The sequence below is a fragment of the Zhihengliuella flava genome (genome assembly GCF_015751895.1).
GTDB lineage: Bacteria > Actinomycetota > Actinomycetes > Actinomycetales > Micrococcaceae > Zhihengliuella > Zhihengliuella flava.
The window spans coordinates 16,043-34,783 of sequence record NZ_JADOTZ010000001.1 but is presented as its reverse complement, the minus strand read 5'-3'; the positions used below and the strand labels follow the sequence as shown (position 1 = coordinate 34,783).

Sequence of the window (18,741 nt, the reverse complement as noted above, 5' to 3'; positions counted from 1 at the left end):
GGTTCGGTCTGTGCGCTTAGTCGCGCGTCAGACGGCGGTGCGTGACGCGATGCGGCTTCGCCGCCTCCGGGCCAAGCCGCTCGACCTTGTTCTGTTCGTATGACTCGAAGTTGCCCTCGAACCAGTACCAGTTGGCCGGGTTTTCTTCCGTGCCCTCGTAGGCCAAGATGTGCGTTGCGACGCGGTCAAGGAACCACCGGTCGTGTGACACCACGACCGCGCAACCCGGGAAGTCGAGCAGCGCATTCTCGAGCGAGCCCAAGGTCTCGACGTCGAGGTCGTTCGTCGGCTCATCGAGAAGCAGGAGGTTTCCGCCCTGCTTGAGCGTCAAGGCCAGGTTGAGGCGGTTGCGCTCGCCTCCGGAGAGGATCCCCGCACGCTTCTGCTGATCAGGGCCCTTGAAACCAAAGGCCGAAACGTAGGCCCGAGACGGCATTTCAACGTTGCCCACCTTGATGTAGTCGAGGCCGTCGGACACGACCTCCCAGAGGGACTTGTCGGGATCAATGCCCGTGCGGTTCTGGTCAACGTAGGAGATCTTGACGGTGTCGCCAACCTTCAGATCTCCCCCGTCGAGATCTTCCATCCCCACGATGGTCTTAAAGAGCGTTGATTTACCAACGCCGTTGGGCCCGATGACACCGACGATTCCGTTGCGCGGCAGAGTGAAGGACAGGTCTTCGATGAGCACGCGGTCGCCGAAGCCCTTCTTAATCTCGTCAGCCTCGATAACAATGTTGCCGAGCCGCGGACCCGGCGGGATCTGGATCTCTTCGAAGTCCAGCTTCCGGGTGCGCTCCGCCTCGGCTGCCATCTCCTCATACCGGTTCAGGCGGGCCTTGGACTTCGTCTGGCGCCCCTTGGAGTTAGAACGAACCCACTCGAGTTCCTCGGCCAACCGCTTGGCCAGTTTGGCGTCCTTCTTGCCTTGGACGGCCATGCGTTCTTTCTTCTTCTCCAAGTAGGTGGAGTAGTTGCCCTCGTATGGATGCAGTCGGCCTCGGTCGACCTCGCAGATCCACTCGGCCACGTGATCGAGGAAGTACCGATCGTGAGTCACAGCCAGCACGGCACCCGGGTACGAGGCGAGGTGCTGCTCGAGCCACAGGACCGACTCGGCATCAAGGTGGTTGGTCGGCTCGTCGAGCAGCAACAGATCCGGCTTGGACAGCAGCAGCTTGCAGAGCGCCACACGACGCCGCTCACCGCCCGAGAGGTGGGTCACCTCCGCGTCACCCGGGGGGCAACGCAGGGCGTCCATCGCCTGCTCCAGCTGGTTATCGAGATCCCACGCGTCCGCCGCGTCGATCTCTTCCTGCAGCTTGCCCATTTCTTCCATCAGCGCATCAAAGTCCGCGTCAGGGTCGGCCATCTCCTCGGAGATCTTGTTGTAGCGCTGGATCTTCTCATAGATCTCGCCGACGCCCTCCTGGACGTTGCCCAGAACTGTCTTCTCCTCGTTCAGCGGCGGTTCCTGCAGGAGAATCCCCACCGAATAGCCGGGTGACAGCCGCGCTTCGCCATTGGACGGCGTGTCCAGGCCAGCCATGATCTTCAGGATCGTTGACTTTCCAGCGCCGTTTGGTCCCACGACGCCAATCTTGGCTCCGGGGAAGAAGGACATACTGACGTCGTCAAGAATGACTTTGTCGCCAACGGCCTTTCGGGCCTTGGACATGGTGTAAATGAATTCCGCCATGCGTCTAAGGCTAGTCGGTGCGCGAGCAGAGTTCACAATGCCCGCGCACCGAGTCGGTCGTGGCCGTGCTTCACGCTGCGCGCGGGGCGTCGTCCTGTTCCGCCTCCGCGGAACGTGACGCCGCTAGCGGACTGCTGACCGCTGCGTCCTCTCCGTGGAACGCGGTCCCCCAGTCTGCCGCTGCGGTGGCTGCGTCTGCTGGCGATTCGGCACTGTTCCCCTCCCCCGCGATACCCACTTCCTCGAGCCCGCCCGGCGCCACAGTGCCCTCTCCCCCCGGTGCGTCGTCGTCGCCGTCGACGGCCGGAGAATGGGCCGTGAAAGGAAAGAACTTCACGTGGCCGCGGACGAGATCCACTCCAACGTGGTCAGCCTCGATTTCAGACGTGTACCTCCATTCAGGGGCCTCCTCGCTTCCGGCGTTGTAGCGGCGATTGCGAATCCGACCATGGATCACCACGGACATGCCCTTGTGCAATGACACCATCACGTTGTGAGCCTGCTCGCGAAAGACGACGACACGGTGCCAATTCGTATGCCCGTCCTCCCACTCATTGGACTGGCGGTTAAAGCGACGCTCGGTAGATCCAACGTTGAACCGGACCACAGCGACGCTGCCGGAGCTCACGTATCGCGGCGAGGCGCCGAGGTTTCCGCGGATCGTGACGTAGTCAGTCATGAGGCGTTTCCTTTCGGTGGATGCTGCGCCCGCCGCACTCGTCTCGCGCGGCCGGCCTGTGCCCTCAGTCTGCGAGATGTCTGACTGAGCCGCTGACCGCTCGGCCCACGCTGTGGAGAACGGCCGCGGGTTACCCAGCTGTGCACGGATAGTCGACGTTTCGCTTCTGCCGTGCTCGGATCGCTAGACTGTTGCTCGCGCTTGCCACAAGCGCTGGCCTCCGTAGCTCAGTTGGATAGAGCAGCAGCCTTCTAATCTGCCGGTCGCGCGTTCGAGTCGCGCCGGGGGCACAAGAAAGCCCCAGTCAGACCACTAATTCGTGGACCCGACTGGGGCGGCTTCTCAATTCTGACCGGAGTTTGACCGGAATTACTGTTCCGGAGAGGACGCCTTACGGCGACGGTTCTGACTCCATCCGATCCCCCGCGGCTTCGCTTCGAGAGCTGACACAAAGAGTCGGGTTCGAGCGTCTCCCATTTCCAAAACTTCGCGCGTCAGACTGCCATCGACTTCTACAAGCTTGTATGAATAGAGTCCGTCACGATAAAGCCTCAACCAGTCTGCTATGCGCCCCTCAATTACGTTGACAGTTGACCTCATGGCAGCAGCCTGCGCAACGACGATTGCTGGTGCAGACAATTCGATGGTGGTAAGCGACCGCCCTACCGCTTCGGCCTCAAACCGTAGACGCTCGAGCAGTCCCACTATGTCGGAATCAACTTCCGCGAGCTCGTCCAGCGTCATCTGTAGAGTTCTTTTGTCGGGCTCATGAATCAGCTTGAATGCCGTGAGCTGGAACGCGGCAATCTGCTGCAGCGCATCCGCTACGTCGCGCCTCACCTGATGCAGAACGGTCGTCCGATACTGATAGCTAGCCACCCAGGCAGCGACCAAGACCGAGACCACGACACCTAGAGCCGCTACGACCACCTGCCACAGGGTCGCATCCATCATGCTTGCTTCCTTGCTCTAAATGCATCCAAACTCACGACTGAAGGCTCGGGGTCCGGGGCCGGCTCCTCGGGCGCGAAAAGCGCGCCCTCAATACGTGTCGCGACGTCTTGCTTCATCTCGTCCAGGACGTGCTGGTATCGCTGCAGCATGGCTTGCTGGGACCAGCCCATCATTTCCATGACGATCCGCGGGTCCACGCCGAGCGCGAGCAGCGTGGTCGCGGCAGTGTGCCTGGCGTCGTGCACTCGCACCGCGGGGACACCTGCCTTGTCCAAGAATGCGCGCCAGAGCACCCAGTCCTGTTTGCCGCTCAGCGGGGCGCCATTGGCGCGCGAGAAGATCAGGTTGTACTTCCGGCCGCTCTGGTCCGTGTATCCCTTCCACTTCGCGCCCGCGGCCTCCCGCGCCGCCCGCTGCCGTTCAATGTGCGCTGAGAGCGCCTTGGCGACGGGGCTGGGTAGGAAGTTGGCGCGCCGGCCGGCCTCAGACTTCGGTGGCCCCGTGAACGTCCCGCCATCACGCCGCTCAGGGCACCGGTCCCCCTTCTTCCGGCCACACGAAGGCCCACCATCCTCCCCCAGCTCGCATCCGTGCTGCCACGGCATCGTGAAGAGCGCCCGATTCACCTCGAGACGCCCAGTCGTTGGATCGAAGTCATCCTCGTCCAAGCCGAGGCGTTCGCCCTGCCTGAGGCCCACCACGAGGGCGACCAGCCAGCTCGCCCCATACTCCTCGTCCGCCTGGGCTGCAGCGATGAGCCGCTTCGCGTCAGCGACACTGATGGTCTGCGGCCTATAGGGGGCCTGCTGTGGGGCGTCCATCTGGGTCGCCGGCGACACACCGATGAGCTTGCGCTGGACGGCGACCTTGAGCGCCCGGGCGAGGATCCTGTGGCAGCCGGTCACCGTCGACTCGGAAAGCCCCTTGTCGCGCATGCCCTGGTAGATCTTCTCCAGGTGCTGTGGCCCAAGCTTGTCCAGGCGCACACGGGCGACGCTGGTGTGCCGGACGTGGTTGTCGATCTTGGAGGCGTACTCGCGGCGTGTGCGAGGACGGATCCGTGAATCTGGAGTGTTCTTCAGCCAGTAGTCGACCCAGTCGATGAAACGTGGTGCACGCCCTGTGGTCAGCGTGCCTGCTTGCTGGTCAGCGAGGGTCTGCTTGAGCTTGTTGGCGCATTCTTGGCGGGTACGCCCGTACACGTACTTGCGGACACGTGCGCCGGTGGCTTCGCTGCCGACCATGAGCTCGGCACGCCATCGGCCATCTTTGAGTTGGCGCGGTGCGCTGCCGAGCCCGTTAGGGCGCCGGGACTTTTGATTGCTCATGGTCGGCCTCCAAGGTTGGCCAAGAAATCTGGGTTGGGTCGATTCACGGGGCACATAGGGTCACGTTGCTGCTTACGTTGCCTTGCGTGCGCCCGCATGCGCGTGTATACGCGCGCGCACCCGCGCAAGGGCGGTAAACGAATCTTGTGCCCCTTGTGCCCCTGTTCGGGTTACTGGTTGAGCAGGGCGTTGTCGTGGCGGTTGGCGACGCCTCGGACGGAGCTGTCGGATGTGACGATTTCGACGCGGTCGAGGTCGTCCTCGGCGTAGCCAGCTATGTTCATGAAAGCTGTGGCTGCCTTGTCGAGCTCTTCTTCGACTACCTCCGTTTCGGTGAGCTGGACGGTCAGGATAACTGTCCCGGCGCTAGGTGATTCGACGCCGTTGGTGTAGCCGAGGATGAGTGTGGAGTCGCGGTTGAGGATGGCGGCGTAGCTTGCCTCTCCTGCACCGTCTAGGTATGCCTCGGAGATGCGGTCGGCGAACTCTTCCTTCGATTCGCTGCTGTTTGTGTCAGCGGGCGCGGATCCTTCGGTCTCGTCGGCCGGGGTTGTGGGCGCGGCAGTGGGTTCCGTGGATGCATTGTCGCTGGATGGTGTGGCCTCGGCCGCTTCGGCTTCTTCTTCAGCTTGGGCGGACTCTTCGGCTTGCATGGATTCGACGGCAGCATCGAAGCCACCCGGCTCGTTCGAAAGGCCGATCGCCCCAATGATCATGATCACCGCGAAGAGGCCGACGATGCCACCGCCAATCCACAGCAGCAGCTTTTTCCCCTTCGACTTCGATTCTCCCGTTCCCGGCGTCTGATTGTTGGTGCTCATGGTTTCCCCTTCATGAATGTTGTTTTGTGAGCGTTGTGTTTGGGCTAGGCGCAGACCGTGTCGCCTGCTGGATGGAGCGCCATCGAGAGGCGCCGGTACTCGTGGTGGCTAAGGCTTCCAACGAAGTGTGTCAGGAAGTCGGGTAGGACCCCGAGGCTGCAGGCTAGGGCATTGTGGCGAGGCTCTGCTCGGGCGGCGTGGACGACGTCGTCGACGCTGAGCAGCTGGCGGGCTGCCCACCGGTTGGCCTGGAGCTCGTATTTGCCGGTGACCCCCTGGTGTTCGAAGTAGGCGTGTCCGAGCTCATGCATGAGCGTGCACCTTCGTTGCACTGGTGCCAGCCCTGGCGCGATGACGACGGTTCGTCGCGGGTGGTCGTAGAGACCCCACCATCCTGTCGGGACGTCGGCTGTGATGACTTTGATGCCGAGGTAGTCGGCGATGTGCTCAGGGCTCGTGCGGTAGTTCGTCAGGTCCAATATTTGCGTCCCCTCGATACGCGGCCAGGCCATAGTCTTCTGCCTGCTTGGAATCAAACTTTGAGTAATCGGGCGTCGGATCATTCGCATCCTGCTTCTCCAGGGCACGTGCTTCGGCCAGCGCGATACTTACGTCCTCCTCTTCGTAAGTGCGCCCGTCACGTTCCCCGAGAGTCATCGCCATCCGGTCGTAAGCGCGCTCGACGATTTCGCGCGGGTCTATGTCGATGAGCTCGCAGGCCTCGCAAACAACTGAGAGCGGAATCTCTACTTTCCCGTTGAGCCAGCGGTTGAACGCCGCCACGGAACGCCCCATGGATTCCGCGACGGTCTTTGCCGTGAATCCGTGTGCCGTGATGCGCCCCTTGAGCTCCAACCCGACGTATCGAGTGAATGCCTCAGATCTCTCGCGTGTGTTCATAAGAACAGCCTAATGATCAGATTGAACAATTGCAATGCCCATATTGATAACCAGCCCCGGTTGACAGTTGCTCATCGCGACACCTAAATTGTTCATATGAGCAATCGAGACGAACTGATCGCTGCGATCACCGAGTGGACCGCCCATGCAGTTCAGGCCGAGATCGATCGGTCCGGCATGACCAAGGTCGCGGTCTCGGATGAAACCGGAATCCCTTATCCGACCCTGAACCGAAAGCTTGCCGCGAAGACCGAATTTTCGTTCCGCGAGCTGCTCCTTCTGGCCGAAGCACTGAACGTCGAACCGTCGACATTCACGCCGCCAGCCTTCGAGCGACACCGGACAGAGGTCCAGCTGGAACATCGACCAGCCGCATAAAAAATGCCCCCACCTGCGCCAACAGGTGAGGGCTGCCATTCAGAAGAAAGGCATCTAGACGATGACTACTTTACAACACCCGACCGCCAAGGCGCCCGTCAGCGTCGTCCACGCCGCCGACAGTCCTGTCGCGCCGAGCTTGCGACTCAAGATCAGCTCACCCGCCAATAGCGAGGCCATCGGCGACGCCGACGATGCACTTCTGGCCAAAGCCCGCCGAAACGTCCGGCTCGGGATCTTCAGCTCTCCGGCCACAGTCCAGGACCTCCTCGCATACATCAAGCGCCAGGGAAGGTAGGCACCTCATGAGCGCGAAAACTGAACCGGGGCCACACCTCACAGAAGTCGTCAGCCTCAACGGCCGGGGCAAGCCCCTCGGAGAAGTAGACCCGACGGGCCTTGAGGAAGCACGCGATCGGGCGAACGTCCTTGAAGCTCGCCTGCTGTACAGCCTGACGGAGGCAGGGAAGCTGCTCGGCTGCAACAAGGAAATCATCTACCAGCTCGTCCACGACGGAGACCTCCGAATCGTCGACATCGGTACCAGGGGCCGCCCGAAGTGGCGGGTCCGTCGAGACGACCTCCTCAGCTGGATCGATGACCACACCCAGGAACGTGAAAGCGGGAACCTCGCATGACCACCAACACCCACACGCCGAAGCCGTTGCCTGCGCTGACGACGGTCCGCGGCCGCATCGAACGCGCAGAGCACGCGTTGCGCACCGGGCAACCGCAACTGGCGATGACGTACATGCAGGCCGCAAGCGACCAGATCACCGAGGAGCGCCGGCAGCGCCAGGCACGCGCCTTCGAAAAGTTCGCTGAGGCTGTCTGCGACATTTTCGAGGCCCTGGGCGGCATGCTCCGCGAGTGGGCTGACCTGCTCGCCACGAACCCACCGAAGCTCGGTCGGAAGTCGGACTACGCCCTTGTCCCTGCTGCACGGGCGGAGGTGACGGGCAGGTGAGCGCGGACATGATCACGCAGACGCCACTGCTCGAGGTGGGGATGACCTGCCACCTCGGCAAGGGCAAGACCCTCTGGGAAGTCATCAGCTTCCAAGGCGAACACATGGTGAACCTGTCCGCGCTCGGCAAGGGCGGCTACTCGAACCGCACCGCACAACTCGACGAACTAACGAAGATCGAGCAGACCGAACTGGAAGTCACCCTCGGGCAAGTCCTCGAAGCCCGTGCCCATGCAACCAAGACGGCTCGCTGGCTGCAGGACCGGCTCCGGTTCGCACTCCCCAACCCGGAACCACTGCACCAGGTCATCCGAGACGCCGAGCAGACCGCCAGCCGGTACTCGCTCATCGTCCAGCAGCACCACGCCGACCTGCTCGACGCCTACGGGATCACCCCGTCATGACCCAGCGTCCCCACGAACCGCGCACGGCGCCGGCACCCGTCCAATGGGCGGCCCGCGGCCTCGCCGTCATCGTCCTCCTCTACTCCCCCATGTTCCTCGCCGACGGGCTCGCCAACGCGCTCGCCGGCCACCCCTAAGCCCGGAAAGAAGACCCACCATCATGCAGAAGCACACCAGCACCACCGGCCAGAGCACGGACATCCTCGAGGAAGTCGACGAGGTTCTCGCCACGAACCAGAGCACTGCCGGGACCAACGACGTCGAAGAGATCGACGAGGAGCAGGCTCGCGCCGACGAACTCCACCAGCTCGCCGTGAAAGCCGCTGACGCCGAGACCCAGTCCAAGGAATACGCCGCCCAGGCGAAGGAGGCCAAGGCGCGCCTCTACGAACTCCTCGAGCTTGGCTCCCACCAGATCGGCAACCTCACGGTGACCGTGACGAAGCCGCCGGCACGGTTCAACGCGGCCGCGTTCGAGGCGAACTACCCCGCCGAAGTGAACCCGCACATGTACAAGCAGGTCCTCGACACGTCCGCGATCCCGCCGAAGCTCAAGAAGGACTTCTCCGAGGTCGGGGCAGCCAGCGGCACCGTGAAGATCAAGTAGGCGCGTCTCGTGATTGATCTGACCAAGGATCCACCGATGGAGCTCGCCGCGGCCGCTGAGCACGCGTACGGGCGAATCATCGTTGACGGGATCAAGAACCACCCTCGTTCCCAGCAGCGGATGATCGGGCCCAGCGAGGTCGGTGTCCCCTGCAACCGGGCGCTGCTGTACAAGCTGGCGCAGGTGCCCGAGCCACCGGACCCCGACATGGACGTCCGGCTTGAGGCCCCCCTGGGGACGGCTTTCCACGCGCAGCTCGAGGAGTGGTTCGGTGCCGACAATCACCGGTTCGCTCCGGGTGAGCGGTGGTTGGTCGAGGAGCGTGTCGAAGTCGGCAGCATCGGTGGGCAGCCAATCACCGGCAGCACGGACCTCTTCGACACGTCGAACGGCATCGTCATCGACCATAAGGTCGTCAGCCCGCAGCGGTTGAAGCAGTACCGCGCCAAAGGGGCAGGGCCCCAGTACACGGCCCAAGCGATGTTGTACGCCCGCGGGTGGGCGATGGACGGGTACGCGGTCAAAGGTTCCGCGATCGCGTTCATCCCCCGCGGCGGGCAGATTCGCGACATCTACTTCCACTTCATGGAGTACGACGAGCACATCGCCCTCACCGCCCTGCAGCGTGCGGAGACGTACTGGACGGTGCTGCAGACGGTCGGCCTCGACGCAGCACTGCAACTGCCCGTGTTCGCGGCCTGCACTGATCAGGAGCGGGTGTCGCAGCAGACAGGCCGGCCCTACAACAAGGACGCGAAGTGGTGCACCTGGTGCCGCGACGATCACGCCTACGAGGTCGCCCGCACGGGCCGGTCCCCGTTCCACAGCTAACCCCAATCCACCCCATCAAGTAGTTAGGAAGAGCATTGAGTATTTTCTCCCCCACCAAGGTCCTTTCGGCGAAGTTCCCGCAACCGGGCGCCGTTGTCCAGGGCGAAATCGTGTCTATCGGTGAGCCGGTGCATGCCCGGAAGTTCAACTCGGAGGAGCCGGATTTCTGGCCGTCGGGTGACCCGAAGATGCAGGTCGCAATCAAGCTGCAGACGAACGAGCGGGATCCTCAAGAGCCTGATGACGAGGGCGTGCGCAACTTGTGGGTGGTCGTCTCCGGTACTGAGGGCGGGCAGTTGTGGGCTATCCGCCAGGCGTTGCGGGCCCAGGGTCTGAAGGACCTCGCGGTTGGCGGGTATCTCGCGGTCATGTTCACAAAGCACGACCCGAACTCGCAGAACCCGCAGAACCCGAAGAAGTTGTACGAGGCGCGCTATCAGCCGCCGGCGTCCGGTGGCGGCGTGTTTGGCGAGCAGCAGGCGGCCCCGCAACAGCAGAAGGCGCAAGGCGCAGCGCCGCAGGGCTTCCAGTCCGCGCAGCAGCAGACCCCGGCCCAGCAGGCTGCGCCGATGCAGGGCGGCTGGCCGCAGCAGCAATCCCAGCAGGCCGCGGCGCCGACTGGTCAGCAGGCACCGGCTCCGCAGCAGGTGAACCAGCAGACAGGCGAGATCACAGGTGGCGGGTTCGGTGGCGGCCAGCAGGCCCCGCAGCAGCAAGCGCCGGCCGCGGCTCCGCAGGCGGGGCAGGTTGATACCGCCGCACAGGTGAAAGCGCTCCTGTCCGCTGGGATGACAGACCAGCAGATCTCCGCGACGACCGGGGCAACCCCGGAGACGATCCAGGCGATCCGCAACCTCGCCTGATGGACCGCGAATACATCGTCACCTTCGGGCAGAAGTACCGGCGACTCACCCACCCGGCGGACTCCCGCATCAGCCCGGACGTGTACATCACCATCATCGCCGACTCCATCCAGGAAGCGTACGAGGCCGCTTTCCGGCAGTTCGGGCAAGCCTTCGCATTCGTGCACAAGCGCACCGCCTTCCGAGAGAGCGAGCTCGCCCGCCTGCATCCGGGCGGTGAGCTCACCCGGTACACCGCCACCCCAACCCGCGGAAGACTCCCCCGCACACCTCAGCAACACCCGACACCCAAGGAGAACCAATCATGACCCGCAACGAGAAGGGCCAGGACCGGCACGTCCGCCCGTTCAACGAGTTCCTCACCGGCGAGCAGGCCACCCACCGCGACCTGTCCGACGGCCTTCACGACCTGCTCGCAGCCGTCGCTGACACCGGAAAGTCCGGCACCGTCACCCTCACCGTGAAGGTCGAACCCGACAAGAAGGCCGCTGACGGGATCTACCGGATCACGAACAAGGTCGCCGTCAAGGCGCCCGTCCACGATGCCCCGTCGCGCATCTACTACGCCGACAAGACCGGCAACCTGACTCGCAACAACCCCGATCAGGAGGAGCTCGACGGCCTCCGCGTCGTCGATTCGCCCGCCGAACCCAGCCAGCTACGAGAGGCCAAGTAACCATGACCAACACCAACAGCAGCACTGAGACCGGGGCATACGCCGACCTCGCCCAGGCGGCCGTGTTCCCGAAGGAACTCGAAGCCGGGAAGATCTACGCGTTCTCGGACCACGAGCGGGGCATCTTCACCGTGGACACCGACCAGTACAGTGCCCGGCCACGCCGGCAGGAGACGAACCACAGGGTCTCCAACGTGGTCTCTTTCATCGCCTACCTAGAAAAGTGGGGTCGCCGCGGTGAGACGGAGATCTTCGCTCGCCCCGCTGACGGCACCATTGAAGCGATCATCGACGCTGGCCACACCCGCGACGGCCGCACCGACGACAAGATCGCTCCGGGCCGCGGCGCCCACGGCGTCATCCTCGATCTAAAGCAGACGAAGGAACTGCGTGCGTGGAAGACCTTCGACGGGCGGCTGAACGGGCAGGAAGAGTTCGCCGAGTTCATCGAGGACCAGGCGGCGACGATCATCAACCCGTCCAGCGCAGACATGCTCGAGCTCGCACAGTCCCTGCAGGTCGCCAAGAGCGTCGATTTCAAATCCGGGTCTCGGCTCGCCGACGGGAACACGACGTTCCAGTACGTGGAGACGCAGGCGGCTCGGGCCGGCCAGTCGGGGAACCTCGAAATCCCGTCTGAGCTGCAGCTCGCGATCACCCCGTACGAGGGTGGCGAACCGTACAAGGTGACGGCCCGGTTCCGGTACCGCCTCCGTGAGTCCCGGCTCCTGCTCGGTTTCAAGCTCGACCGGATCGACAAGGTCATCGAGGCGGCGTTCAACGATATCGCCGAGCAGGTCGAAGAGTTCGCCGACGAGAACGTGCTCCTCTTCCTCCGCAAGTAACCCCAACCCTTCGACCGCGGCCCCACCCACGACACCCGAAAACACTTGGGTGGGGCCGCCCCGGGCCGGCATAGGCAAGTCACAACCGTCAGAACCCTGTCCCCCAACGAGCCCCTGACGGCGGCGCGCGGTTCGAATCCGCGACCGGCCACAAAACAAGTTGGACCTCCGCTGAAGGAGCACACGATGACCAAGGACCAGCACCGTCCCTGCAAAGAATGCGGGATCCCCATGCTGCCGCAGAAGCACCCGCTCCGAGAAGGGTTCCGCCGGGTCGGCGGGCACGGGCTCTGCAGCCGCTGCTACATGACCGTTTACTACCCGGTCAAGAAGAAAGACACCGGTGCCGTGTACCGGCCCAACCCCGAAGAGCAGCACAAGTACAACGTCCGCGGCCTCGAAGCATTCCTCGCCGCCCGGCGCGCCCGCCTCACCAAGAAGAACGGACCAGTGAACCGATGAGCACCTGCAAACGAGGCCACGAAATCACTGGCCGCAATGCACGTCCCAACGGGCCAATCCCGAACTGCCGGGCCTGCACGTCCGCACGCCAAAAACTCGTCAAGCGCGGCCAACCTGTCACCGAGGAGATTGTGCAAGCCGAAGCTGACCTGTACTTCGAGATCTACCAGGCCGGGTTTAACAACCACCGCGACTACAAGGTCGCCGCACTCATTGAAGATGCCGAGTTCCTCGCAATCCACGGCGAAACCGCTAACGGCGCCGCAGAACGCCTCGGCCTCAAGAAGGCGGGTTACCTGTACACCCAGTTGACCCGTCATGGCCGAGTCGACATTTACCAGCGGCTCGCGGCTAACAGCCACGCCCAAGGGATCGCAGCATGAGCCGACAACCGACCTTCACGCCAGGCGACCGCGTCCACCTCAAAGGCGATCCACGGCCGACCCGAACCAAACAGGTATGGGAAATCCTCACCCCAGTCCCCGGCGGCTCCTACCGCATCCACAAAGTCGGACGACCAGTGAACATCTACACCACCATGCACGCCGCCCCCAACAACCTCACCCCCATCAAGGAGAGCACCAACACATGACAACCCCAGCAGCAGCATCAGCGCTTGAGACGGCACACGAGCTCGCCGCCGCAGGGTTGTCCGTCGTCCCCGTCGCCACCGACGGAACCAAAAGGCCAGCCGTCGCCTGGAAGCAATACACGTCCGCCCCGGCCACCCGCACCCAGATCGACATCTGGTGGCAACAGCAACCCGCCGCCGGCGTCGGCGTCATCACCGGGAACGTCTCCAACCGCCTCCACCTCTTCGAAATCGAAGGCCGCGCAGCCCACCACGTCCCCGAACTCCGCGACCTAGCCCACGCCTCCGGACTCGGCGACCTCTGGCAGCTCATCAACAACGGGTGGCTCGAAATCAGCCCCTCCGGCGGACTCCACTGGCTCGTCTACCTCGACCACGACGTCCCACCCAACACCAAATACGCCAAAGACAAACAAGGCGTAGTCCTCGCCGAATCCCGCGGCGAAGGCGGCTTCGTCGTCCTCGCCCCCTCAGCCGGGAACGTCCACCCCACCGGCCGCCCATGGGTCCGCGCCCTCGGCGGCCCCACCAACGCACCCACCCTCACCAGCAGTGAGCGCGAAGCCGTCGAAGCGCTCTTCCAATCACTCAACCAACACGAACCAGCCACCCCAACCCAACCCACCAACACACCCGCTTGGAAGCCCGAAGACGGGCTCCGCCCCGGCGACGACTTCGAAACCAAAATCGACTGGTCAGACATCCTCACCCCCGAAGGATGGGAACACGTCTTCACCCGCGGCAACACCCGCTACTGGCGGCGCCCCGGCAAAACCGACCCCGGATTCTCCGCGACCACCGGCCACGCCGACGACCGCGACCGCCTCTTCGTGTTCACCACCAGCACCGACTTCGAACCCGAAACCCCTTACACCAAGTTCGGGGCCCTCGCCCTCATCCACCACGGCGGAGACCACCAAAAATGCGCCCGAGCGCTCGCCGACGGCAAACATTTCGGCGGCCGCAACTTCGGCGAACCCAAACGACTCGCCACCACCCCGCCCGGCGTCACCGTCGTCGAAGGCATCAGCCCCTTCACCCCCGACCAGGCCAGCACCCCAACCACGCCGACCGCACCCACGAGCACAGACACGGCAAAAGGCACCGGGACCGACGGGCCGGCCCTCGCACCCGTCGTCAGCCTCGACCAGGCGCGCGCCGGCGAAGACAAGTCACTGCTGCACTCCGACGACGCCAACGCCCAACGACTCGTACAGGTCTACGGGCACCGCATCCGGTACGCCATCGAATGGGGCCGCTGGCTTACGTGGGACGGACACCGTTGGATCACCGAACCCCGCGGCGGCGGCCGAGTCCGCGAATTCGCCAAACACATCGCCCGGCAAATGCCGGACACCGACAAGGACGACATCAAGCACAAGAAGTACTCCCAGTCCGCCGTCGGCATCACCAACATGCTCACCCTCGCCCACACCGACCCGACCATCACCGTCAGCATCGACGACCTCGACAACCGGCCATGGGAACTCAACACCCCCGGCGGGATCCTCGACCTCACCACCGGGCATCTCGGCCCCGCCAACCCCGAACACCTCCACACCAAAATGACCGCCACCACACCCGACCCGGACGCCGACACCAGCGTGTGGGACACCTTCCTCACCACCACGTTCCCCAGCAACCCGGAGCTGATCTCCTACATGCAGCGCCTCGTCGGGTACAGCATGGTCGGCGAAGTCCGCGAGCACCTCCTCCCGTTCGCGTACGGGCACGGCGGCAACGGCAAAGGCGTCTTCCTCGAGACCCTCGTCGCGATCCTCGGCGACTACGCCGACGTCGTCCCCGCCGGATTCCTCATGGCCAACAGGTTCCAAGCATCCGTCCCCACCGACGTCGCCGACCTCAAAGGCATGCGCTTCGTCGTCTCGTCAGAGCTCAACGAAGGCGACCGCTGGGACGAAGCAAAAGTCAAGCAGCTCACCGGCGGCGACACCATCAAAGCCCGACGCATGCGCCAAGACTTCTTCACGTTCAAGCCGTCCCACCACCTCTGGATCATGGGCAACCACCAGCCCTCCGTTGAGTCCGGCGGGGACAGCTTCTGGCGGCGCCTACGCCTCATCCCGTTCACCCACAAGGTCGACGACGAAGACCGCGTCGAGGACCTCCAAACGATCCTCTCCACCACCTACGGGCCAGCAGTCCTCGCCTGGGCCGCCCAAGGCGCCGCCGAATACCACCGCGACGGCCTCAACGAGCCCGCACAAGTCAAAGAAGCCACCCAGAACTACGCCGAAGACGTCGACACCGTCGGCCGGTTCCTCGACGAAGAATGCATCACCGACAACCCCCACCTGAAAACCCGCACCACCGCCCTCCTCAAGGCCTACCAAGCCTGGTGTCAGGGCAACGGCGAGCACGCCGTCGAAGGCCGCGCGTTCACCACCAAACTCGCCCACCACGGCGTCCAAGTCGGCCGCAACGCCCCAAAAATCAACGGGCAACGCTACTACGGGCACGTCGGACTCCGCTCCCTCGAAGACGACCCCGACGCCCGCACCGAACCCCAACAAACACTCGTCTAAACCCACCCGAAAGGACCCCGTCATGACTAACCAGCCGTTCCCCGCCTACGCCAAATCCGCCCACCCCGACGTCGTCGAAGCAGTGGAAGAGACCTACCACCGGCACAAAACTTTCCTCGATAAAGCCCGACAGCTGTGCGAGGAGCTCGTCAGCGACCCGTCAGCCGGCTACTACCACGGCTGGTACTTCGCCGATTGCCGAATGACCGGGATCAGCACCCAAGCAGCAGAGGGTCACGCTCTCCCCGGACAGTGGAAGAAGCCCACCCGTGGCGTCCTGAAGCCCTTCAAGAACAACCCCATCGCCGAGCGAATGGCCGCAATCCAGTACAAGGCCAAGGAAATCCCAGGCCGCGGAAACGTATTCATGGGCGACGGCTACATGGGAACCGGTCAGATCTTCCTCCACAACGAAGTCGTCTACTCACACATCAATTTCGGCCTCGACCCAATGACCGACAAGGAGCAGGCCAGCGCGGCCGAATTCGGGTGGACGGAAATCCTCGCATCCGAATGGCACTCCGCTCGCGAAGCCTTCCAATCGCTGAAGGGTGGCGAACAGCAGTGATCACCCGTCAAGCCCGAGACCTCACCGGACGCGACATCGGCCGCACCATCACCTGCACCGACGACATCACCGCCCGCGAAGCCCGCAACCAAGTCATCGAAGAAATCCTCCACGGCCGCTCCACCACCGTCCTCATCGTCGAAGACCGCACCTACTCACCCATCAACCTCTACCCACAAACCCAAATCAACATCACCGGACACGACCACAGGACCGGCAACCATGCCTAACAACCGCCACCGCAAACCCAAACAAGGCCACCCCGCCCGCACAACACCTAAGCCGGCACGGCTACCACCCGGCCGCGAGCTCGAAGCCGCCGTCACCGGATGCCTCGAAGCCACCCTCCTCACCGTCAAAGAATCCGAACAACAAATCATCCACGCCACCCGCACCAACGGCCACACCGAGCAGCTGCTCGAAATCCACGACCTCCTCCGCACCGCAGCCACCGGCCTCCTCATCGCCCACCGACTCCTCAACAACCAACCCGACCCCCGCAAGGAGGAGCACCGTGCCTGAATGGATCATCGTCGCGCTCATCGTCTACGGCGTTGTCGCCACTTACATACTGCTCGGAGGATTCCTCTTCTACTGGCTCAGCGAGGTCTACGACGACACACGCACAGGAGGCGCCAGAGCCATCCTCCTCGCGCCCTTCTGGCCGCTCTTCCTGCTCTTCCTGCTCTACCAACTCCGCCACCTGCCCCGCTGGATAGCAGACCTCATCGAAACCGCCGACCTCCGGAGAAAACCATGACCCACCGACACATCACTCCCGAACTCGTCGAAACAATCGCCCGCCGACCGTACGACACCGGCAAAGCAAGCGTGCCCTGGGACGTCATCCCCGACGCCACCAAACACGGGCTCCAGAAAATCGTCCTCGCATTCCTCAACGACGCCGTCCCCGCCATGACCGCAGCCGGCTGGACACCACCCACCACCCACGGCGACGAACTCTGGGCCGGCGTCGAAAAGCTCCACGCCCAACAAACCGAGCAAGCACTACCCGACACAACCACCCCATACCCCGCCCCCTCCCCGCGACCGTCCAGCACCTGGGAGCCGACGATGCCTGAGAAGTACGCGCTGACTACAGACGATGTGCGCGAGGGGTGGGCTGCGAATGAGGCCAACCCGGAGGTATGGGCGCTGGCAAACCTGGACGCGCCGAGCATAGGCGAGGCCCGCGAAATGTTCGACCACTGGCTTGCCAAGGTCAAGGCCGACGCCTTGCGGGAAGCGGCGAAGGTGATCGAATCCGAAGCCGCCGAGCAATGGCGGCAGGATGCGGGTGCCGTCCCACTCCCCGGTGCTCAGCTCATTGCGCAGCGCATGGACACTATGGCCCGCGTGCTCCGAGAGCGCGCCGACAAGCTGGAGGCCGACCATGAATGACGCCCACGACTACCTGACCGAGGTCGAGGCACGCGCCGACGCCGCAACCGACGGGCCGTGGGACTGCGAGGACTGCGAAGGGGATATTCAGGTCAATGCTGGGACCGCCCGCACTGAGTGGAAGAACGGTGTAGGCAGGAGTGCCAGCTCTTGGCGCGTAGATGACCGAATCCTTGAGTACGAGGTCGAGTCGTGGGACGAAGGCGAAGACGCCCAAGACGACCAGATGCGGCGCAACGCCGAGTTCATCGCCCACTCACGCGCCGACGTGCCGCGCATGACCGCCGCGCTCCGGGCCATGCTCGACCTCGCTGAGTGGCACGAGACCAAAGCCGAGAAAGCGCGGCTCTACCCCGGCGCGGATGCCCCGGCAGCCATGGAGAAAGCCGCACAAGTCCACGACGACGCCGCGCGCCGCATCCGCCGCACGATCACCGAAAAGCTGGAGGTGCGCGATGAGCACTGAACTATACCGGCTCCGAGACCTCGACAACCGCGACGAGAACGGCGCCCCCTTCGAATTCTCCGTCCCGACACTGACCGAAATGATCCCCTACGTCGATGGTCCGCTCCGAAGCGACATGACCTCCGACGAAGGCCACGGGCGCGTAGACCAAGCAATCGACGCCCTGCGACGCGAGAACTTCCCCGTCGCAGAACAGCGCCTCCGGGAGTGCGGCGTCTACATCAACTTGGAGGTGCACAGCGATGAGTAAGGTCATCCGCGACTGGCTGAACACCTACGACGACGTCGACGCCGGGGAAAAGATGGCCAACGCCATCCGGGCCGTGCTGGAGCTGCACAAGCCGGCCGGCGTCGACCCGAACGACGACTGGTGCGTTATCGACGAAGAGCCCTACCCCTGCCCGACCGTCAGCGCGATCAGCGACGAGCTCGACTGCCGGATATGACCACTCCATCCGACGGCGCCGCCTGGGCGTGCTACCACCCCAACGGCGAGTACCCACACCCCGAAGTCATCCCCATCAACGACGTCGTCCCCCACGAGTTCGGATTCGAATGCGCCTGCGGCCCCATCCTCAAAGAAGGCGTCCTGGTGCACTACAGCCTCGACGGCCGCGAACACCACGAACCAGACGGACCAGTCACATGAGCCACCACCAACACGCAGGGGCACACAGGGACACAACATCGGGCAGACGCTCCCAGATGCAGGCAGATCAGGGGCACAACATCAGGCAGACGCTCCCAGACGCAA

General features: G+C 63.8%; 32 protein-coding genes and 1 tRNA gene. 25 read left to right on the top strand and 8 right to left on the bottom strand.

The features are described from left to right. Positions 1-16: 16 nt before the first annotated feature. Both ettA and IW252_RS00275 read right to left on the bottom strand, forming a co-directional pair. Positions 17-1,699, bottom strand: coding sequence for an energy-dependent translational throttle protein EttA (gene ettA / locus IW252_RS00280; protein ID WP_196834747.1), 1,683 nt, complete (start codon positions 1,697-1,699; stop codon positions 17-19). Between the two features lie 70 nt (positions 1,700-1,769). Beyond that, positions 1,770-2,378 carry a single-stranded DNA-binding protein gene (locus IW252_RS00275; RefSeq protein WP_196834746.1) on the bottom strand — a complete coding sequence of 203 codons (609 nt, stop codon included), beginning with the start codon at positions 2,376-2,378 and terminating at the stop codon, positions 1,770-1,772. 216 nt (positions 2,379-2,594) lie between these two features. Between IW252_RS00275 and IW252_RS00270 the strand changes: the two genes are divergently transcribed. Next, a tRNA-Arg gene (locus tag IW252_RS00270) sits at positions 2,595-2,668 on the top strand. A gap of 79 nt (positions 2,669-2,747) precedes the next feature. Here the strand turns inward: IW252_RS00270 and IW252_RS00265 are convergent. From IW252_RS00265 to IW252_RS00245, 5 genes are all read right to left on the bottom strand, one after another. Then, positions 2,748-3,332, bottom strand: a complete 585-nt coding sequence (locus IW252_RS00265) for a hypothetical protein (RefSeq protein WP_196834745.1) — start codon at positions 3,330-3,332, stop codon at positions 2,748-2,750. Next, positions 3,329-4,660 (bottom strand): tyrosine-type recombinase/integrase, encoded by a 1,332-nt coding sequence (locus tag IW252_RS00260; RefSeq protein WP_196834744.1) that lies wholly within the window; start codon positions 4,658-4,660, stop codon positions 3,329-3,331. The genes IW252_RS00265 and IW252_RS00260 overlap by 4 nt, the downstream gene beginning before the upstream one ends. Before the next feature lie 170 nt (positions 4,661-4,830). Then, complete coding sequence (locus IW252_RS00255) at positions 4,831-5,481, bottom strand: hypothetical protein (RefSeq protein WP_196834743.1); 651 nt, start codon at positions 5,479-5,481, stop codon at positions 4,831-4,833. Between the two features lie 44 nt (positions 5,482-5,525). Then, complete coding sequence (locus IW252_RS00250; protein WP_196834742.1) at positions 5,526-5,993, bottom strand: ImmA/IrrE family metallo-endopeptidase; 468 nt, start codon at positions 5,991-5,993, stop codon at positions 5,526-5,528. Continuing rightward, positions 5,929-6,381, bottom strand: a complete 453-nt coding sequence (locus IW252_RS00245) for a helix-turn-helix domain-containing protein (RefSeq protein ID WP_196834741.1) — start codon at positions 6,379-6,381, stop codon at positions 5,929-5,931. The genes IW252_RS00250 and IW252_RS00245 overlap by 65 nt, the downstream gene beginning before the upstream one ends. Before the next feature lie 96 nt (positions 6,382-6,477). Between IW252_RS00245 and IW252_RS00240 the strand changes: the two genes are divergently transcribed. From IW252_RS00240 to IW252_RS00155, 18 genes are all read left to right on the top strand, one after another. Further along, the gene (locus tag IW252_RS00240; RefSeq protein ID WP_196834740.1) at positions 6,478-6,759 is read left to right on the top strand and encodes a helix-turn-helix domain-containing protein; all 282 of its coding nucleotides are present in this window, start codon (positions 6,478-6,480) and stop codon (positions 6,757-6,759) included. 61 nt (positions 6,760-6,820) lie between these two features. After that, positions 6,821-7,057 carry a hypothetical protein gene (locus IW252_RS00235; RefSeq protein WP_196834739.1) on the top strand — a complete coding sequence of 79 codons (237 nt, stop codon included), beginning with the start codon at positions 6,821-6,823 and terminating at the stop codon, positions 7,055-7,057. A gap of 7 nt (positions 7,058-7,064) precedes the next feature. After that, entirely contained in the window at positions 7,065-7,397 is a 333-nt protein-coding gene (locus IW252_RS00230) for a helix-turn-helix domain-containing protein (protein WP_196834738.1), read from the top strand. Next, the gene (locus IW252_RS00225) at positions 7,394-7,726 is read left to right on the top strand and encodes a hypothetical protein (RefSeq protein WP_196834737.1); all 333 of its coding nucleotides are present in this window, start codon (positions 7,394-7,396) and stop codon (positions 7,724-7,726) included. The genes IW252_RS00230 and IW252_RS00225 overlap by 4 nt, the downstream gene beginning before the upstream one ends. Positions 7,727-7,734: 8 nt before the next feature. Beyond that, positions 7,735-8,130, top strand: a complete 396-nt coding sequence (locus IW252_RS00220) for a hypothetical protein (RefSeq protein ID WP_196834736.1) — start codon at positions 7,735-7,737, stop codon at positions 8,128-8,130. Further along, positions 8,127-8,267 (top strand): hypothetical protein, encoded by a 141-nt coding sequence (locus IW252_RS00215; protein ID WP_196834735.1) that lies wholly within the window; start codon positions 8,127-8,129, stop codon positions 8,265-8,267. The genes IW252_RS00220 and IW252_RS00215 overlap by 4 nt, the downstream gene beginning before the upstream one ends. A gap of 23 nt (positions 8,268-8,290) precedes the next feature. Continuing rightward, positions 8,291-8,737, top strand: coding sequence for a hypothetical protein (locus IW252_RS00210; protein WP_196834734.1), 447 nt, complete (start codon positions 8,291-8,293; stop codon positions 8,735-8,737). A gap of 9 nt (positions 8,738-8,746) precedes the next feature. Further along, positions 8,747-9,568, top strand: a complete 822-nt coding sequence (locus IW252_RS00205) for a hypothetical protein (RefSeq protein WP_196834733.1) — start codon at positions 8,747-8,749, stop codon at positions 9,566-9,568. A gap of 35 nt (positions 9,569-9,603) precedes the next feature. Then, positions 9,604-10,431 (top strand): hypothetical protein, encoded by an 828-nt coding sequence (locus tag IW252_RS00200; RefSeq protein WP_196834732.1) that lies wholly within the window; start codon positions 9,604-9,606, stop codon positions 10,429-10,431. Further along, entirely contained in the window at positions 10,431-10,739 is a 309-nt protein-coding gene (locus IW252_RS00195) for a hypothetical protein (protein WP_196834731.1), read from the top strand. Before IW252_RS00200 ends, IW252_RS00195 begins: the two co-directional genes overlap by 1 nt. Then, entirely contained in the window at positions 10,736-11,107 is a 372-nt protein-coding gene (locus IW252_RS00190; RefSeq protein WP_196834730.1) for a hypothetical protein, read from the top strand. The genes IW252_RS00195 and IW252_RS00190 overlap by 4 nt, the downstream gene beginning before the upstream one ends. A 2-nt stretch (positions 11,108-11,109) precedes the next feature. Further along, a complete protein-coding gene (locus IW252_RS00185) occupies positions 11,110-11,952 on the top strand; it encodes a DUF2303 family protein (protein WP_196834729.1) in 843 nt (280 codons plus the stop codon). 186 nt (positions 11,953-12,138) lie between these two features. After that, positions 12,139-12,414, top strand: a complete 276-nt coding sequence (locus tag IW252_RS00180; RefSeq protein ID WP_196834728.1) for a hypothetical protein — start codon at positions 12,139-12,141, stop codon at positions 12,412-12,414. Then, positions 12,411-12,797, top strand: coding sequence for a hypothetical protein (locus IW252_RS00175; protein WP_196834727.1), 387 nt, complete (start codon positions 12,411-12,413; stop codon positions 12,795-12,797). Before IW252_RS00180 ends, IW252_RS00175 begins: the two co-directional genes overlap by 4 nt. Further along, positions 12,794-13,006: a hypothetical protein gene (locus IW252_RS00170; RefSeq protein WP_196834726.1), complete on the top strand. Its 213-nt coding sequence runs from the start codon at positions 12,794-12,796 to the stop codon at positions 13,004-13,006. The genes IW252_RS00175 and IW252_RS00170 overlap by 4 nt, the downstream gene beginning before the upstream one ends. Continuing rightward, positions 13,003-15,552 (top strand): phage/plasmid primase, P4 family, encoded by a 2,550-nt coding sequence (locus tag IW252_RS00165; protein WP_196834725.1) that lies wholly within the window; start codon positions 13,003-13,005, stop codon positions 15,550-15,552. Before IW252_RS00170 ends, IW252_RS00165 begins: the two co-directional genes overlap by 4 nt. A gap of 22 nt (positions 15,553-15,574) precedes the next feature. Next, positions 15,575-16,120: a hypothetical protein gene (locus IW252_RS00160; RefSeq protein ID WP_196834724.1), complete on the top strand. Its 546-nt coding sequence runs from the start codon at positions 15,575-15,577 to the stop codon at positions 16,118-16,120. Continuing rightward, positions 16,117-16,350: a hypothetical protein gene (locus IW252_RS00155; protein WP_196834723.1), complete on the top strand. Its 234-nt coding sequence runs from the start codon at positions 16,117-16,119 to the stop codon at positions 16,348-16,350. The genes IW252_RS00160 and IW252_RS00155 overlap by 4 nt, the downstream gene beginning before the upstream one ends. 61 nt (positions 16,351-16,411) lie before the next feature. Here the strand turns inward: IW252_RS00155 and IW252_RS00150 are convergent, their stop codons facing one another. Then, positions 16,412-16,651 (bottom strand): hypothetical protein, encoded by a 240-nt coding sequence (locus tag IW252_RS00150; RefSeq protein WP_196834722.1) that lies wholly within the window; start codon positions 16,649-16,651, stop codon positions 16,412-16,414. On the opposite strand from IW252_RS00150, the gene IW252_RS00145 reads away from it, so the two are divergent. Genes IW252_RS00145 through IW252_RS00120 form a run of 6 tightly spaced genes read left to right on the top strand, consistent with a single transcriptional unit; the run spans position 16,635 to position 18,636 of the window. Next, entirely contained in the window at positions 16,635-16,880 is a 246-nt protein-coding gene (locus IW252_RS00145) for a hypothetical protein (protein WP_196834721.1), read from the top strand. The genes IW252_RS00150 and IW252_RS00145 overlap by 17 nt on opposite strands. After that, positions 16,877-17,521: a hypothetical protein gene (locus IW252_RS00140; RefSeq protein WP_196834720.1), complete on the top strand. Its 645-nt coding sequence runs from the start codon at positions 16,877-16,879 to the stop codon at positions 17,519-17,521. Before IW252_RS00145 ends, IW252_RS00140 begins: the two co-directional genes overlap by 4 nt. Then, positions 17,514-17,987, top strand: coding sequence for a hypothetical protein (locus tag IW252_RS00135; RefSeq protein ID WP_196834719.1), 474 nt, complete (start codon positions 17,514-17,516; stop codon positions 17,985-17,987). Before IW252_RS00140 ends, IW252_RS00135 begins: the two co-directional genes overlap by 8 nt. Then, positions 17,977-18,237 carry a hypothetical protein gene (locus tag IW252_RS00130; protein ID WP_196834718.1) on the top strand — a complete coding sequence of 87 codons (261 nt, stop codon included), beginning with the start codon at positions 17,977-17,979 and terminating at the stop codon, positions 18,235-18,237. The genes IW252_RS00135 and IW252_RS00130 overlap by 11 nt, the downstream gene beginning before the upstream one ends. Continuing rightward, positions 18,230-18,433, top strand: coding sequence for a hypothetical protein (locus IW252_RS00125; RefSeq protein WP_196834717.1), 204 nt, complete (start codon positions 18,230-18,232; stop codon positions 18,431-18,433). Before IW252_RS00130 ends, IW252_RS00125 begins: the two co-directional genes overlap by 8 nt. Further along, positions 18,430-18,636, top strand: a complete 207-nt coding sequence (locus IW252_RS00120) for a hypothetical protein (RefSeq protein ID WP_196834716.1) — start codon at positions 18,430-18,432, stop codon at positions 18,634-18,636. Before IW252_RS00125 ends, IW252_RS00120 begins: the two co-directional genes overlap by 4 nt. The last annotated feature ends 105 nt before the right edge of the window (positions 18,637-18,741 follow it).